Source organism: Herbaspirillum sp. GCM10030257 (assembly GCF_042666555.1).
In the GTDB taxonomy this organism is placed as follows: domain Bacteria; phylum Pseudomonadota; class Gammaproteobacteria; order Burkholderiales; family Burkholderiaceae_D; genus Noviherbaspirillum.
Map to the genome: position 1 here is coordinate 1 of NZ_JBHTDH010000034.1, position 19,071 is coordinate 19,071.

A 19,071-nucleotide genomic window follows, 5' to 3' on the forward strand; every position below is an offset into this window, starting at 1 on the left:
CGGCCTGGTCAAGATCACGCCAGCGCACCTCGATGTGCTCGGGCAGCGCCTGCTGGCCGACCGGGTCAGGAGCGCGGTGGGTGTGTTCGTGATCGGCGGCGAAGCGTTATCGTCATCGACGGTGGCGCTGTGGCAACAGATCCAGCCCGGAGTGCGGCTGATTAATGAATACGGTCCGACCGAAACCGTGGTCGGGTGCGTGGTGTACGACATTGCACCGGATGCACAACTGGACGGTTCGGTACCGATCGGGCGGCCGATTGCCAATACCCGCATCTATGTGCTCGATGGCTACGGCCAGCCGGTGCCGGTGGGGGTGGCAGGCGAGATCTACATAGGTGGCGCCGGTGTTGCACGCGGCTACCTGAACCGCAACGAGCTGACCGCCGAGCGCTTCGTGGCCGACCCATTCAGCAATGAACCGGGTGCGCGGATGTACCGGACCGGGGACCTGGCGCGCTATCGTGCCGATGGCAACCTGGAATTCCTTGGACGCAACGATCACCAGGTGAAGTTGCGCGGCATGCGCATCGAACTGGGTGAGATCGAGGCGAAGCTGGCGCAGTATCGCGGGGTGAAAGAAATTGCAGTGATCGCGCGCGAGGATCAGCCGGGCGACAGGCGGCTGGTGGCGTACTACACGGAAGACGAGCCGGGCACGGTGGAAGTGGACGGCATGCGCCTGCACCTGTCGGCCACGCTGCCGGAGTACATGGTGCCGGCTGCCTATGTCGCACTCGATGCACTGCCGCTGACGCCAAATGGCAAGCTCGACCGCCAGGCGCTGCCGGCGCCGGAAAGTGGAGTCCACGCAACGCACGCTTATGAAGCGCCGGTAGGCGATACGGAAATTGCGCTGGCGGCAATCTGGGCCGACGTGCTCAAGCTCGACAAGGTCGGACGCCACGACAATTTCTTTCAGCTAGGAGGACATTCGCTCCTGGCGGTCAAGGTAGGAAGCCGGGTTCGGAAAGTGTTCGGATCGGAAATTACCGTCGGTACGGTATTCGGCAAACCGGTGCTGCACGAGCTTGCGCGTGCAATCCGGGACTCTGATTCTTCCGGCCCGCCGCCGATTCGTACGGTAAACAGAATCGGGCCCTTACCCCTTTCGTATGCTCAGCAGCGCCTCTGGTTCCTGTCGCGGATTGAGGAAATCGGCGCCGCTTACCATATGCACATGATCAAGAGTTTGCATGGACAGGTTGATCTGCAGGCGCTGCAACGATCGCTGGACCGTGTCGTCATGCGTCACGAAAGCTTGCGTACCACGTTCCACATGCAGGACGGCGAGCCCTGTCAGCATATCGGGCCATCCGATACCGGCTTTGCGCTCGTGGTTGACGATTTACGCGGCAAGTCCGGGCAGCGTGAGACGCTGGAGGCAAGTCTCCAGGCGGAAGCGGTTGCGCCATTTGACCTTGAAAACGGCCCCTTGATTCGGGGCCGGCTGTTCATGCTGCCCGAAAGCGAGGCTGTGCTGCTGGTCACCGTGCACCATATCGTCTCGGACGGCTGGTCGCAGGGTGTGTTGCAGGGTGAGGTAGACCGTTTGTACCAGGCCTTTCAGTCCGGTGCGGATGACCCCCTGCCGTTGCCTGTGTATCAGTATGCGGATTATGCGGTCTGGCAACGAGAGTGGGTTGAGAGCGGTGCGGTGCAGGAACAGGCCGAATACTGGCGCGCGGCGCTGCAGGGTGCACCTGCGATCCTTGCTCTGCCAACCGACAGACCACGTCCGGACCACTTCGATCCACATGCACAAGCGTTGTCGATGGAACTGGACAAATCGATAGTCGCAGCCATCGACACCTTGAGCAGAAATCACGGCATGACGCCGTTTATGATCGTGTTTGCCGCCTGGGCGCTTGTCCTGGGCAGGCTGTCAGCGCAAGACGACGTCGTGATCGGCATGCCAGTGATGAATCGTACCCGGTCCGAGTTGACCGATATGGTCGGATTGCTGGTCAACACGCTTCCACTTCGTATTGACCTCTCCGGCTCACCGAGCCTTGATGAATATCTGGAAAGGGTAAAGGTATGCATCCTGCAGGCACAGGCCAATCAGGACCTGCCGTTCGAGAAGATTGTCGAAATCTGCAATCCGCCACGCAGTACCGCCTACAGCCCGTTATTTCAGGTGGTATTGAACTGGGAAGGTGCAGAAACGAACGAGCCAGTGGACACCAGCGAAGCGAATTCAGCCGTGCAGCCAGTCGGCTTCGTGCAGGCGGCCGCGAAGTTCGATCTGGCACTCAGCCTGCGCGAGGACGGCGGGCGCCTGACCGGCATTCTCGAATATGCGACTGCACTGTTCGACGAGGAAACGGCTTTGCGCATTCGCGCCTGCCTGCTCAATTTAGTCGAAGCCATGGTCGCGGGCTCAGGCATGACGATCGACACGCTACCTCTGATGCGTTCGGAAGAAAGACATCGCCTGCTGGTCGAATGGAATGCGACAAAGACCGAGTATCCAGACCATGCGTGTATCCACGAGCTGATTGAGGAACAGGCGGCGCTTTCTCCCGATGCAGTAGCGCTCAAGCACGGTGAAACAACGCTCAGTTACGCGGAATTGAATGCCAAGGCAAACCGTCTGGCACGCCATCTGCGCAATCAAGGGGTGGGGCCAGATACCCGGGTCGCGATCTGCGTCACGCGCGGTCTTGACATGATGGTCGGGCTACTGGCGGCGTGGAAGGCGGGTGGCGCTTACGTGCCGCTGGACCCGGCATACCCTCGAGACCGACTGGCATTCATGCTCGCAGACAGCAACCCGGCGGCGATACTCACGCATGCACAGATTGGAGAACAGGCTCTAGAGGTTTTGCACGGTAGTGCGGCTGTCGTTATCGACCTAGAAGCCGACAGACAGTATTGGGGCAGCCAGGCCACGGAGAATCTGCTACGCAGTGAAACCCGCGTCGAGCCGGACCATCTGGCGTATGTGATCTATACGTCCGGCTCGACTGGACAGCCGAAAGGTGTGATGGTCGCGCATCGCGGCGTGTGCAACCTAGCGCTGGCGCAGATTGCCGGATTTGACATCGGAGCCGACAGCCGGGTGCTGCAGTTTGCCTCGTTCAGTTTTGACGCCTGCGTGTCCGAAGTCGCGACCACGCTGGTGCGGGGTGCTACGCTGGTCCTGCCAGCAAGTGACACTGTACTGGCTGGTGAAACGCTGGTCGACGTATTGGAACAGGAACACATCACTCACGTGACCTTGCCGCCGGTGGTGCTGGCCGGCTTGCCGGAAGAAGCGCGACTGGAGACGGTGCGCACGCTGGTGATGGCCGGAGAAGCGTCCAATGCTGCCTTGGTACGGCGCTACGGCCGGGGCCGGCGTCTGATTAATGCCTATGGGCCGACCGAGAGCACCGTATGCGCCACCATGCAGGTGTGCGCTGAGAACGAAGAAGCGAACAACCGTGAAGGGGAGCGCGCCCCCGCGATCGGGAGACCAATCGCCAACACCCGGATCTACCTGCTGGACGCTCACGGCCAACCGGTACCGCAAGGCGCACGCGGTGAGATCCATATCGGCGGCGTGCAGGTTGCACGCGGCTACCTGAACCGGGATGAATTGACTGCGGAACGCTTTCTGCCAGATCCTTTTGTGAACGAAGCGGGAGCACGGATGTATAAGACCGGCGACCTGGGCCGGCATCTGGCGGATGGCAGTATTGCTTTTCTCGGCCGCAATGATCATCAGGTCAAGCTGCGCGGTTTCCGCATCGAACCGGGCGAGATCGAGGCCAAGCTGCTGGAACATCCGGGCATCCGCGACTCGTTGGTAATCGCCCGCGAAGACCGGCCGGGCGACGTGCGCCTTGTGGCGTACTACACCTGGCAAGAAGAACAGGAAATCGATGCCGAAGCGCTGCGTCTGGCACTGTCGGCCACCCTGCCCGAATACATGTTGCCCGCTGCATATGTGCAGCTTGATGCGCTGCCGCTAACTCCGAACGGCAAAGTCGACCGTAAAGCGTTGCCGGCGCCGGGCGGCGATGCCTATGCCAGCAGAGCCTATGAAGCCCCGCAGGGTGACGTCGAAACTGCGTTGGCGTCGATATGGGCCGAGGTGCTCGGCATCGAGCAGGTCGGACGCCACGACAATTTTTTCGATCTCGGCGGTCATTCTCTTCTGTCAACGAAACTGCTTGTTCGCGTCGAACAAGCATTCGGAGTAAAGCTTTCATTTGCCGATTTCTTCAAGGAGCCGATTCTCACCGCTATCGCCAGACAGGTCCTGGTCGCGCAACTTAGCCACCTGACAATGGACGAACTTGAAACACTGATGGGAAGCCCGGAATGATGCTGCCTGAGAAGAAAGCCTGATATGCAAACCCCATTACAGCAACTCAGCGTAGCCGATCTCGAACGCCTCTTGAAGCACGCGAAAGAGAAAGGGCTGAAGCGCCAGAAACAGACGGTCGAGACCATACCGCTGGCTGATCGCAGCACGCCGATACCCGCCTCGTTTGCACAGCAGCGCCTATGGTTCCTCGGTCAGATCGAAGGTGCGAGTGAGGCCTATCACATTGCGAATGGCATGCGCCTGCCGGGCAAGCTTGACGTGCGTGCTCTGCGCCGCGCGCTGGACCGGGTGCTTGCGCGGCATGAAGTATTGCGTACCACGTTTACGCCGATCGATGACATGCCGTTTCAGCGGATTGCAGCGGACGACGCAGGCTTCGCATTGCGATTGCATGACCTGCGCCGGCATCCAGAGCGCGAGGCCGAATTGCAGCGCATTGCCAAGCAGGAGGCCTGCACTCCGTTCGATCTTGCCACAGGACCCCTGATCCGGGGTCGGCTCGTTCAAACCGAAGACGAGGAGCACGTCCTGCTGATAACGATGCACCACATCGTGTCGGACGGTTGGTCGATGGGCGTGCTGACCAGGGAAGTGCGAACCTTGTACGAAGCATTCAGCCGTGGTCAGCCTGATCCGCTTTCACCGCTACCAATTCAGTATGCCGACTATGCCGCCTGGCAAAGACGCGCGGCCACCAGTGACGCACTTGCCGACCAGGCCGCGTACTGGAAACGCACCTTGCGGGGTGCGCCCGAAGTGATCTGTCTGGCGAGCGACCGGCCACGCCCCGCTTACCAGGACTATTCGGGGGAACTGATTTCTTTCGAACTGGATGCAGCCCTCACGACCGGCCTGCACCGGTTTGCCGCGCGGCATGGCGCAACCATTTTTATGGTCTTGCTGGCCGGGTGGGCAGCCCTGCTGGCCAGGCTTAGCCAGCAGGAAGACGTCGTCATCGGCACTCCGGTCGCCAATCGGGGACGCATCGAGACGGAGGACATGATTGGCTTCTTCGTCAATACGCTCGCCCTGCGAATCGAGGCTGCTCCCGACTTGCCGGTGCACGTCTACCTGGCGAAAGTCAAGGCGCGGACGGCGGAGGCGCAGGATAACCAGGACCTCCCCTTCGAACAGGTGGTGGAAGCCGCCAACCCGTTGCGCAGTATGGCCTATAACCCCCTGGTGCAGGTCATGATCTCATGGGAAGTCCGGGAAGACGCCACGGGCAAGGGAGCCACGGCGGAGCGGACGGATACTGCTGGTTCATCCATCGCCACGCCTGCATTTGCGAAGTTCGACCTGTCGCTCGACTTCAGCTTGCATGGCGATCGGATTGTGGGCGAGCTGACCTACGCCACCGCGCTGTTCGAGCGCGACACAATGGAAAGGCATTGCGAGCAGCTAAACACGATTCTGAGCGGAATGATCGAAGACGATATGCGTGAAATCGGGCGCCTGCCAATACTAGGACCGATGGAAAGCGATCGCATCCTGCACGAATGGAACGATACCCGCGCAGAGTATCCGCATGACCGCTGCATCCATGAGCTGTTTGAATACCAGGCAAAAATCCAGCCGCACGTCGTCGCGGCTGTGCATGAAGGTAAAAGCACTACGTATGCCGAGCTCAATACGCTGGCCAATCAGCTCGCGCATCACCTGCGCAACATAGGAATCGCTCCCGATGACCGTGTCGGGTTGTTTGTAGAACGCAGTGTGGATATGCTGGTCGCCATGCTCGCGATTCTCAAGTCTGGCGCAGCTTATGTACCGCTCGACCCTGCGTATCCGACCGAACGTCTCATGTACATGCTATCGGACGCTGCGCCACGCCTTATCCTTACCCAGCAAAGATTGCGCCTTCGTCTCGCGAACGAAGCCTGTAACGTTCCCGTGTTCGAGCTCGATCGTCAGCAGGATGAATTCAGGGGGTATCCGGATAGCGACATTGCGCGCAGCGAATCGGGGCTTGACGTCAGCAACCTCGCGTATGTGATGTACACCTCCGGCTCGACCGGAAAGCCCAAGGGCGTCATGATCGAACATCGCAATGTGGTCAATCAGGTGCGGGCGCTGCGCGACCGCTATGACCTGCAGCCTCACGAACGCGTACTGCAGTTTGCGTCGATCAATTTCGACGGCTCCATTGAAGAAATTTTTCTGGCGCTAATGGCTGGTGCGACGCTGGTATTGCGCACCGACGACTGGTTGTCGGGAGTCGAGGGATTCTACGCGCGGTGCCGCGAAAACCGCATCTCGTCGCTCAACCTGCCGACCAAGTTCTGGCAACAGCTGATGGAAGACACGCGCCATCCTATTCCGGACTGCATCCGGATCATGGTCATTGGCGGCGAAGCAGTCAGTGCACGCTCGATGGAAGCATGGTTTAGCCGAGACGGTTACCGTCCGCGGCTGTTCAATGCCTATGGTCCGACCGAGACAACGGTCAACGCTTCTGTGCACGAACCGCAGGCATCCGACGCGAACTGGCAGTGGATTGGCCGTCCGATGGCCAATACCCGAATCTATCTACTGGATCGCTATGGCTCCCCGGTGCCGATCGGCGTGGCCGGCGAGCTTGTCATTGGTGGAGTGGGAGTCGCGCGCGGCTATCTGAATCAGCCGTCGTTGACCGCTGAACGCTTTGTAGCAGATCCATTCTCCGGTGAACCGGGGTCGCGGATGTACCGAACGGGCGACCTCGCACGCTTCACTCGCGATGGCTACATCGAATATCTGGGGCGCAACGATTTCCAAGTCAAGATACGTGGCTTCCGTATCGAGCTCGGCGAAATCGAAACGGCTCTGGCGCGCCACCCGCAGGTCGGGCAAGCGATTGTTGTAGCCCGCGAGCTCGACGCGGGCGACCAGCGGCTGATCGCTTACTTCACCCGCCACTCCTGCGAGGTCTCTGAAGCGGATGCGAACGCGCTTCGGACTTATCTCACGGAGCGCCTGCCGGAATACATGGTGCCGTCCGCGTATGTTTCCTTGCCCGGACTGCCGCTCACACCTAACGGCAAATTGGACCGCGACGCACTGCCCGAGCCACAGCCGCATGACTATGCAATCCGTGACTACGAGGAGCCGCAAGGCGACCTGGAAATCGCGGTCGGCCGCATTTGGGCCGAGGTGCTCAAGTGCGGCCAGATCGGGCGCAACGACAATTTCTTCGACTTGGGCGGCCACTCCCTGCTGGGCGTGCGCGTCGTTTCCCGGATCAACCGCGAGCTCGACGTGGCAGTCGGAATTTCGGAACTGTTCACACACCCGGTGCTTTCTGCCTTCGCGTCCGCAGTGCAACGTGCGGGACGCAGCAATCTGCCGCCGATTACGCCTGTTGCAAGGGACGGGCATCTAGCCCTTTCTTACGCACAGCAGCGTTTGTGGTTCCTGACCCAGATAATTGGCGCGAGTGAGGCATATCACATGCCGATCGGTTTGCGGCTGATCGGCAAGCTGGATCGTGATGCGTTGGGGAAGGCATGCAATCGTCTTCTGGAACGGCACGAATCGCTGCGTACGACCTTCTATGTCGTGGAAGGAATTCCGGCGCAGCGCATCCACCCGGAGACGATGGCTTTTGCCATGCAGGAGCATGACCTCGACGGTGCGGACCGGGCCGAAGAGCGGTTGGCAGATCTGCTCGACGAGGCGGCGTCGACTTCGTTCGACCTCGAACGCGGACCGCTGGTCCGCGGAAACTTGATCCGCCTCGGCGCAGAAGAGCACGTTCTGATGATCACGATGCATCACATCGTATCCGACGGCTGGTCGCTCGGCGTACTCACCAACGAATTGAGCACGCTATATAAGGCGTACAGCAACGGACATCCGGATCCCTTACCGACTCTTGCCATCCAGTATCCGGACTATGCTGCCTGGCAGCGGCGCTGCGTCTCGCGTGAAACCCTGGAGTCGCAAGCGGCGTATTGGCGTGACACACTGGCCGACGCGCCGTCGGAGCTAACCCTGCCGACAGACCGGCCGCGACCGTTAGTCCAGGACTACGCCGGCGGGCTTGCGGACCTGGTCCTTAATACCGAGCTGACCGCGAGCATAAAGGACTTGAGCAAACGCCACGGAACGACCTTATTTGTCACCTTGATGACAGCCTGGGCTGCAACGCTTTCGCGCCTGGCGGGACAGCACACTGTGGTGATCGGCACACCGGTCGCGCATCGTTCACGGACTGAGCTGGAACCGCTGATAGGATTTTTCCTGAACACCGTTGCGATACGCGTCGATTTTTCAGACACGCAGACTGTCGCGGAAGCATTGTCAGCGGTCAAGGGTCGTGCAGTCGCCGCGCAGGCAAATCAGGACCTGCCTTTCGAGCAAGTAGTGGATATCGTCAATCCGCCGCGAAGCACAGCGCGCAGTCCGCTATACCAAGTCTCTTTTACCTGGCAAAACAATGACGAAGGCGAACTCGATCTTCCCGGTCTGGCGGTCGAAGGCGTTGGTACCAATTACCTGACGTCCAAGCACGATCTGTCGCTGTACCTCAGCGACGCCGGTGATGAAATCGTCGGCAGCGTGGAGTACGCAACTGCCCTGTTTGATCGGGAAACGGTGGATCGCTACTGCGTCTATCTACGCAAGGTGCTGGAGGCAATGGTCAAAGATGACAGGCGCAGCATTGCAACGCTGCCACTGCTCGATGAAAGCGAACGCTATCGCCAGCTGGTCGAATGGAATGCCACGCAGGTCGAATATCCGGATCGGTTTTGCGTCCACGAACTGATCGAGGCGCGCGCGGAGTCTTGTCCGCACGCTATAGCACTGGTGCACGAAGGTGCCGAGCTTAGCTACGCCGAGCTCAATGCCCGTGCCAACCGCCTGGCGCGTCATCTGTGCAAGAAAGGGGTAGGGCCCGACAAGCGGGTAGCGCTTTGCATGAGCCGCGGCATCGACATGGTGGTTAGCCTACTGGCAGTGTGGAAAGCAGGAGGTGCTTACGTGCCGCTGGATCCGTCCTACCCGGCTGAACGACTGGCTTTCATGCTCGCCGACAGCACACCGGTAGCGCTGCTGACGCACGCTGAAACGCCGGTCGTGTTGCACGCCACGCTGCGCCTGGGATTGACAAATTCCGACGCATCGTTGATCGACCTGGATGCAGACGGCGGGCGCTGGTCAAGACAGTCGCCGGACAATCTGCCATCCAGTGAAACCGGGGTTCGACCTGACAACCTGGCGTATGTGATCTATACCTCCGGCTCGACCGGTCAACCCAAGGGCGTGATGGTTGCGCATCGCGGAGTGTGTAACCTGGCACAAGCGCAGATCGCCAGATTTGAAATCGAAGCCGATAGCCGGGTGCTGCAGTTTGCGTCGTTCAGCTTCGACGCCTGCGTGTCCGAGATCGTAACCACACTGGTGCGCGGCGCAACCTTGTGCGTGCCTGCGAGCGACACCGTATTGGCAGGCAGCGAGCTGATCGAGGTACTGGAACAGGAGCGCATATCGCACGTGACCCTGCCACCGGTGGTGCTGGCCGGGCTGCCGGAAGACGCGAGGCTGAACACAGTGCGCACGCTGGTGATGGCTGGCGAAGCAGCCAGTGCGGCGCTGGTGCGGCGCTACGCCCCCGGCAGGCGTTTGATCAACGCCTACGGCCCGACCGAGAACACGGTGTGCGCCACCATGCAGGTGTGCGGAACGGAAAGCGATGCCGAAAGCGATCGGCCACCCTCGATCGGTCGCCCGATCGCCAATACCCGCATCTACCTGCTAGACGCTCACGGCCAAACGGTGCCGCAGGGCGTGAGCGGCGAAATCCATATCGGCGGCGTGCAGGTGGCGCGCGGCTACCTGAATCGAGACGCATTGACTGCGGAACGCTTTCTGCCAGACCCTTTCGTGAAAGAACCGGACGCCCGAATGTACAAAACCGGCGACCTGGGCAGGTATTTGTCAGACGGCAGTATTGCTTTTCTCGGCCGCAATGATCATCAGGTCAAGCTGCGTGGTTTTCGCATTGAACTGGGCGAGATCGAGGCACGACTGCTGGATCAACGGGGCATCCGCGACGCGGTGGTGCTGGCCCGGGAGGATCAGCCGGGGGACGTGCGTCTGGTAGCGTATTTTACCCTGCACCAAGGGCAGGACGTCGATGCCGAAGCACTGCGTTCGGCCCTGTTGACCACCGTTCCGGACTACATGGTGCCGGCGACCTGGGTGAAGCTGGAGTCGCTGCCGCTGACGCCGAACGGCAAGCTCGACCGCAAGGCGTTGCCAGCGCCGGACGGCGACGACCGTGCCAGACGCGCCTACGCAGCACCAGCCGGCAAAGTTGAATGCGTGCTGGCGGCAATCTGGGCCGAGGTGCTCGGCGTTGAGCGGGTCGGTCGCAACGACAACTTTTTTGACCTTGGCGGCAATTCCCTGCTGGCGGTGAAGATGGCTTCGCGCATGCGTGAAGCGGAACTGTATGTCGATGTTCGGACCTTGTTTGTCAAGCCGGATTTGGCCGCACTGGCAAAAGCGGTGGGCAGCGAAAACGGGCGGCCGCGCATTTCCATCCCGCCGAATCTGATCCCCGCCGGCTGTGATGACATTACGCCGGAGATGCTGCCGCTGGTAACGCTGCGGACAGAAGAGATCGCGCACATCGTGGCCGCAGTGCCTGGTGGCGCAATCAACGTGCAGGATATTTACCCATTGGCGCCGTTGCAGGAAGGGATCCTGTTCCATCATCTGGTCGAAAGCGAAGGGGACGTCTACCTGTCGCCAACGGTTTTCCGCTTCGACAACCGCGAACGGCTCGACCTGTTCCTGCGGGCGTTGCAAGCTGTGGTCGACAGGCACGATATCCTGCGGACGGCCATTCACTGGGAAAGACTGAACGAAGCAGTACAAGTCGTGTGGCGCCGCGCGCCGCTACAGGTGGATGAACTGTTGCTGGATACGGCACAGGGCGAGATCGCCGACCAATTACTCGAACGTTACAACCCCCGCCGTTACAGGATCGATGTGCGGCAGGCCCCGCTGATGGCGACGGCGGTTGCACAAGACGCGCGCAACGGATGCTGGACCTTACTGTTGCTGAGCCACCATTTACTGATCGATCATACGACTCAGGAAGTCGTGCAGGAAGAAATACAGGCATATCTGGCCGGCCAGGAAGCACGGCTACCACCTCCGCTTCCTTTCAGGAACTTCATCGCGCAGGCTCGCCTTGGCGTGAAGCGGGAGGAACACGAGTCGTTCTTCCGGGACATGCTGGGCGACGTCGTGCAGCCGACGCTGCCGTTCGGACTGGCTGACGCCCATGGCGATGGCAGCTGCGTGGATGAAGCCCGGCTGGAAGTTGACGCCGAACTGTACGTCCGTGTGCGCAACGCGGCGCGCAACCTCGGTGTCAGTGTGGCCACTCTGGTTCACGTCGCCTGGGGTCAGGTCCTGGCGCGCACCGCCGGGCAAGACGACGTCGTATTCGGCACGGTACTGTTCGGTCGCATGGATGGCGGGGAGGGAGCCGACCGGGTCCTTGGCATGTTCATCAACACGCTTCCGGTTCGCATCAGGCTGGCAGATGGAAATGTCTCAGATTGCCTGCGTAACACACACCGGTTGTTGACCGACCTGCTTTACCACGAACATGCATCGCTCACGCTGGCACAAGGTTGCAGCGGCGTCGCTGCTCCGGCGCCGTTGTTCACCGCGCTGCTCAATTATCGCTACAGCGCCGATGCGGAAGCGCCTCCATCCGAGGCGACAGCCGTGGCATGGCAGGGCATCGAAGTGCGCGGCGGCGAAGATCGTACCAACTATCCATTTACGCTTAACGTTGACGACCTCGGTTCACGCTTCCTGCTTAATGCGCAGGTACAGGAGCCTGTGGACCCGGTACGTGTGTGCGGCTATGTCAGGCAGGCGCTGTCCGGCCTAGTCGACCTGCTCGAGCAGGCATCCGCGGAACCGGTGTACGGCATCGGCATCCTGCCCCATGAAGAACGGCAACAGGTTCTCGCCGAGTGGAATGCCACCGAAACCGCCTATCCGGATACGCTTTGCATACACCAGTTGTTTGAGTTGCAGGTTGCACGCACACCGCTTGCCCTCGCACTCATCGCAGACGGGCAGCGGCTTACCTACGCCGACCTCGATTCACGCGCGGAACGGCTTGCCGGGCACCTGCGCTTGCTTGGCGTGTGCAGGGACGCAAGGACCGCGGTTTGCACTACGCGCAGCGTGGACATGGTCGTGGCCTTGCTGGCGGTTCTGAAGGCAGGCGGGGCCTATGTGCCGCTGGACCCAGACTATCCGGTGGAGCGGCTGACCTACATGGTGTCGGACAGTGCACCGCGCGTCCTAATCTCGCACCGCCAGGTGCCTGAGGCAACGCGTCAGGCGCTTGCCGATGCGGCTTCGTCCATGATCTGTATCGACCTTGATTCGGACACTATGCACGAGCACTCGCCGCATTCCGTTATCGCGGAAACCACTGACACGACGAGTACAGACGCCAGCGCGCTGGCGTACGTGATCTATACCTCGGGATCGACCGGCGTACCGAAGGGCGTCATGCTGGAGCATCGCAGCGTCGTTAATTTTCTCTGTGCGATGCGCGACGCCTTGGGTGTCGACGCATCTGACCGGGTACTTGCACTGACCACGGTCGCCTTCGATATCGCCGGACTTGAGCTTTATCTGCCACTGAGCTGTGGTGCGGCGATTGTGTTGGCCGACAAGGCAGATGCAAAGAATCCGAGTCTGCTGGCTGGATTAATGTCGGAGTTCGGCGTCACCCTGGCGCAGGCGACGCCGGCCACATGGCGCATGCTGCTCGAGTCTGATTGGGTCGGAACGAACACGCTTTCGGCGATCTGCGGCGGCGAAGCGATGCCGGTCGAGCTCTCCGACCGCCTTGTCGCGCGCGTCGGACGGCTGTGGAACCTGTATGGTCCAACTGAAACGACAATCTGGTCCGCACTCGAGGAGGTCGTGCCGACACGCATTCCAGCAGGCGTGCATGAGCCGATCGGACGTCCAATTGCAAACACGTCGATTTACCTGCTCGACGCCACCGGTGTGCCGGTGCCGGTCGGGGTGACAGGCGAAATTTACATCGGTGGCGAAGGTGTGGCACGCGGCTATTTGAACCAGCCGGAACTGACGGCTGAACGATTTCTACCCGATCCCTTCGCCCCGCAGTCGCGCGGGCGCATGTACAGGACCGGCGACCTGGGACGATTCCTGGCGGACGGTCGCATTGAATTCCTTGGACGCAATGATTCCCAGGTGAAGGTACGCGGTCATCGGATCGAGTTGGGTGAAATTGAAGCCTGCCTGCAACAGCATCCCGTGGTCGGCGAGGCGGTAGTGCTGGCGCTGGAGGAGGAAGAGGGCGATCAGCGTCTGGCTGCCTTCGTCGTCCCGGGCGCTGCGGGCAAGATCGATGCAGCCGGCCTAGCGCACGCGCATGTCAATGAATGGACTGACGTGTGGGACCAGACCTATCGGCGCGACTCGGTCGATCTGGGCGATTCAGTCGGCGCGGACAGATTGGACCTGAGCGGATGGATCAGCAGTTATTCGCGTGCCGCGCTGCCGGTCGAGGAAATGCGCGAGTGGCTGGATGCAACGCTGACACGTATCATGGCCACCGATCCCGACGAAGTGCTGGAGATAGGCTGCGGCACGGGGATGGTTCTGCTGAACCTGGCGCCGCGCTGTCGCTGGTACACCGGCATTGACGTATCGCCTTCGGTCCTGGCAAGACTGCAGCAACAGGTGGATTCCGATGCGGTGCTGACGGACAAGGTTGAACTGGTTCGTAGCGACGCTGCCGGCCTTGACCAGATCGCGATACCCGAACGTGAGTACGACACCGTCATTCTCAATTCCGTGGTCCAGTATTTCCCGAGCATTGACTACCTGTTCGAGGTGCTGGCTCACGCAATCAAACGGATCAAAGCGAACGGGCGTGTCTTCATCGGCGACGTGCGGCATCTCTCGTTGCTGGAAAGCTTCCACTTCTCCGTGCAGTGCTACCAGAGCGAGGATGAGTCGGAACCATCACGGTTGCTCGCACGTGCACGCGAGCGCATGGCCAACGAAACCGAGCTGGTCATCGATCCAGAATGGTTTTTCACGCTGCGCACACATTTCCCGGAAATCTCGGACGTGCAGGTACTCCCGAAACTCTCCACTGGTTGCAATGAGATGTCAGCCTATCGCTACGATGTTGTGCTGACCCTGCGTGGCACTGCGCCGGCTCTGCCTTCCGCGACATGGACGGACTGTGCTTCGACACTGCGGCGACGCGCCGACATCGAGCACCACATCAGGCATTCACGGGAAGCGGTGATTGGCCTGCGCGCCATCCCGCATCCGCTGGCCGGACCGTATGCGATCGTCTGCGAGGAAGCGGCCGATGCGACCGACCTCGTCACCTTGAAGACCAGCCTTGACCGGCACCGCGATGAGGGCATCTTGCCGGCGGATCTTCAGCGCTTGTGCGCGGAACTCGGCTATAGCCTTTCTGTGAGCTGGTACCCTGACTGCCGGCACGGTGCCTACCACGCTGTCATGACGAAAATAGGTATGGCCGCTCCGATCGACTGGACGACGGCCGCACATCACTGCGAGCACTCGCGCCGACCTTGTTCCTTCGCCAATGACCCACTGCGCGCAAAAACGCGGAATCTGCTGCACAACGAGTTGCGCACCCATGCGGCCAGGTTCCTTCCGGACTACATGCTTCCTTCGTCATACAGCGTGCTGGATTCGATGCCGCGCACACATAACGGCAAAACCGACAGATTGGCCCTTCGTGTATTCGGTGCGACCGGCCGAGACACAATGGGCCATGATGAACCGCCGGTAGGCGATCGCGAATGCGCCGTTGCGCATGCATTCAGCGAAGTGCTCAAACTGAAGCAAGTCAGTCGCAACGATAACTTCTTCCTGCTCGGCGGACACTCGCTGCTGGCGCTGAAGGCTGTGAACATCATGCAGAGGGGCGGAATGGAAGTGTCGGTTGCCGACTTGTTTAATCATCCAACGATCGCGTCGCTTGCCGGCCATCTAGCGCGCGAAGAGGAGAATCCAATGGATCAAGGGATCATCCCGGTCAGAACTACGGGGAAGGGCTTCCCGCTGTTTCTGGTACACGAAAACACGGGTGTCGACCTGTGGTTTCCTTTGCTTGCCGAACATATCGATGCCGACATGCCAGTGTATGGGCTGGCTGCGGTTCCGCTCGGCGAAGACCAACTCCAGACTATTGAGGGCATGGCCGCCCGGCACGTCCGAGCGATCCGCAGGCTGCAGCCCGCCGGTCCATATCACGTCGCAGGATGGTCCCTGGGCGGACTCCTGGCCTATGAAATAGCGACACAGTTAATGGGACAGGACGAGTTGGTCGACTTCGTCGGGTTAATCGACATGGCGCGTCCGGAATTCAGGGGGAAGAGGCCGGAAGCGCAAGTCCCGCAGGTCTACCTGCTCGGCTTGTGCGAAGGCGTGGTGCGCCAGAAAGCCTTGACCGACGAACAACGCGAGCACCTGTCCGTCCTCAGGAAGACCGCATCCGCCACCTCCTTCGATGAAGTCTTCAGGCAATGTGAAGAGCGAGGCGTCCTGCACGAAATATTCGCTGGACTCCCCGCTGAGGAAGTGCGTCGATACGTCCTGCGCCTGATTGCGCACGAGCACGCGGTGGAAGGATACAAGGCGCAACCCATCCCGTTCCGCGTGCATCTGTTCACCGCCGAGGAGCAGCCGCGCATGGTCGGGTCTGAGGAGAACGAAGCGGACCGCGACATCACGATGGGCTGGACAGCAGTTGTGCCCCGGTCCCGGCTCGAAATTTGTGTTGTTCCCGGCAATCACCAGTCGATGATGGACCAGCCGCATATTCAAGCGCTGGGCGCGGCGCTCTCGCGGGCCATTGCACAGGCTAGCGAGACCCTGCCGCATCCGGATGAACTTCAATACCGCCCGCAGGTGACGATTCAAACCGGCACGGCCGGCGAACTCCCGGTCTTTTGCATCCCTGGTGCCGGCGACAACGTGATCGGTTTCATCTCGCTTGCGAACGCACTCGGCACGCGCTGGCCCTTGTTTGGGCTGCAACCGCGCGGTGTCGAAGGCGGCCTCGTACCCCATTCGACCGTGGAGGCCAGCGCAGCAGCTTACGTCCGCGAGATCGAAAGACTCAGGCCGGACGGCTTCGTTCACCTAATCGGGCATTCGTTTGGTGGCTGGATCGCATTCGAGATTGCCCAGCAACTGCACGCACGTGGCCGTGCTGTTGCTTCCCTCACAATTGTCGACAGCGAGGCACCGGAAGGCAGCGGCATCTTGGGGGGCGAATACACCGCCCTGGCTGCACTGAAGGAGCTGGTGGGCGTAATGGAAATTGCGGCGGGAAAATCCCTGGAAATAGACATGGCCAAACTGGACTTGCAAACCGATGCCGAGCGGCTGGTAACGCTGCATGGTGGGATGGTGACGGCCGGCCTGATGCCCCGGCGCTCGTCGGCCGACACAATGCGCGGTCCACTGCGCACCTTCAGCACCGCGTTGCGCACCGCCTATAGTCCACGAGCAGTGTATCCGGGATCCGTCAGGTTAGCCTTGGCCAGCGACTCGAGGGTAGATGCGCAAACCGATCAACAGCAGCGCATAGCAACGCTCGCCGGCTGGAAGGCATGGGCGCCGCAGGTGTCTTGCTGGCATGCGCCGGGCAATCATTTTACTGTACTCAGGACGCCGCATGTGAACGTCCTCGCCGACTGGTGGCGTGCAGGGCTCGACAAACCGCAAACGAAGCCTTCCTGACGGGGAACACGGAAATACCCTTAAGGAAATCTACGTCAACACATACATGGATCCAGCGCTCATGACCCCAGAAGAGAACCAGAGACCGACCCGCCCGTCCCAGCATGTCTTGCAGATCCTGAAGCTGACCTGGGATCGGCATCCGTGGTTGACGATTGGGACCGCCGTCAGCGGCGCCATCGGCGGCTTCACTGGAATTGCCATCGTCGATACCATCAATTCCGCGATACACGACGCTTCGGGACGCCCCAGGCTGATGCTGATTTTTCTTGCACTTGCCATTATCAGCATCGTAGTCCGAAACGCTGCCAGCCTGATCCCGGCGTACGCCGCGCGCGAGATCGCAACCAGCCTGCGTGCAGCCATCTCGCGCAAGATACTGAAAACGCCGCTGGAGCAGATTGACCGGCGCGGCGTACCAAATGTCCTGACGCTGGTCAATGAAGACATCGCTCAGCTCATGGGTACGCTACTCCTGCTGCCGATGATCCTGGTCGAGGTGATCACACTTGTGTTCGGGCTCGGCTATCTCTTCTACCTGTCAAAGGAGCTGCTGCTGATTACGGCACTCGCGATACCGATTGGCTGGGTGAGTTACCGCCTGTTCCTGAGGCGCGGCATGTTCCTTGCCCGAAAGCTGCGCGACGAAGCGATTGTCTTCAATTCGCATTCACTGAGCCTGTTGTATGGAATCAAGGAACTGCAACTGAATGCGCGGCGGCGGCGCTGGTTCCGCCTGACCGGGTTTGAGTTTTCATCGCGTCGCATGGCAAAACTGGATTACTTTCAGACGGCCTGGTATACCGCCGGCGGTAACATCGATGAAATCGTGTACTACATCATCGTAGGCTCGTTCATCTTCGGGGTCTCGGCAATGTTCACGCCCGAGCCGGTGGTCCTGACTGCATCGATTATGGCGCTGATGTATGTCATTGGACCCGTCAGAAGTCTGGTTGCGACAATTCCGCAGGTCGGCCAAGGCGTGGTCGCCTGCGAACGCCTCTCCGATTTTGGCTTTCCACTCGCCAACAAGGAAATCCAGGCGCTGCTGCAGGACCCACCCGACAGTTGGCAACAGCCGGCCGGGGAATGGGTCTGCGTGGATGTGCAGGACGTGAGGGTAAGCTATGGAGAAAACGACGCATCGGGAGCGTTGGCAGAAGGATGCAGAGAAATTGAAGATGCTGACAATCCGGAACAGCCGTCATCGGAATTTGGCAACGATGTGCAAAGCCTGCTGAACGCCGGCGGCACGGCCGATGTGTTTCACGCCGGCTCACCGCGCCGGTCCGGTTCCGGCGGACGGTGCAAGTTTGAACTCGGGCCAGTCAATCTGCAGATTCGCCCGGGTGAACTGGTATTCATCGTTGGCAGCAATGGCAGCGGCAAGAGTACGCTTGCGAAGGTCCTGACCGGTTTGTACGCACCTACGGAGGGGCAAATTCTGCTCGACGGCGTCGCCGTCAATGCCGGCAACCTGGAACGGTATCGCAATCTGTTTACTTCGGTATTCACCGACTTCCACCTCTTCGACCGAGTGCTCGGGAATGACAGTCAGCACGAGAATGTAGCGCGCGCCAAAGAGTTGCTGGTCAAGCTCGGCCTCGCGGATAAGATTGAGATCGTGCGCAACCGGTTTTCCACGACCAAGGCGCTTTCCAATGGACAACGCAAGCGGCTTTCGCTGATCTGCGCCTATCTGGAAGATCGCCCGATTTTCGTTCTCGACGAGTGGGCCGCAGATCAGGACCCGGAGTTCAAGCAGTACTTCTACGAAGTGCTGCTCGACGAGTTGCGTCGTCAGGGAAAATGCATCGTGGTGATCTCGCATGACGACCGCTACTTCGAACTTGCTGACCGCGTCGTGCGTCTGAAGGAGGGCCGCCAGGAGAAGCCTGAACCCGAATTTGCACGGCAACGGTATGGAACGATGCACAGCTAGCAAAGCTGGCTGTGCG

3 protein-coding genes are annotated in these 19,071 nt (G+C 60.4%); all 3 read left to right on the plus strand.

Annotated elements, in window-relative coordinates:
- Positions 1-4,315: amino acid adenylation domain-containing protein (locus ACFQUU_RS25855; RefSeq protein WP_382251014.1), on the plus strand; the 4,315-nt coding region annotated here is incomplete at its 5' end.
- A 24-nt stretch (positions 4,316-4,339) separates the two neighbouring features.
- Entirely contained in the window at positions 4,340-17,113 is a 12,774-nt protein-coding gene (locus ACFQUU_RS25860; RefSeq protein ID WP_382251015.1) for an amino acid adenylation domain-containing protein, read from the plus strand.
- Between the two features lie 61 nt (positions 17,114-17,174).
- A complete protein-coding gene (locus ACFQUU_RS25865) occupies positions 17,175-19,055 on the plus strand; it encodes a cyclic peptide export ABC transporter (RefSeq protein ID WP_382251016.1) in 1,881 nt (626 codons plus the stop codon).
- The last annotated feature ends 16 nt before the right edge of the window (positions 19,056-19,071 follow it).

Coding starts and splice junctions, on each gene's coding strand:
- ACFQUU_RS25860 (WP_382251015.1), top strand. CDS start 4,340: ATGCAAACCCCATTACAGCAACTCAGCGTAGCCGATCTCGAACGCCTC.
- ACFQUU_RS25865 (WP_382251016.1), top strand. CDS start 17,175: ATGACCCCAGAAGAGAACCAGAGACCGACCCGCCCGTCCCAGCATGTC.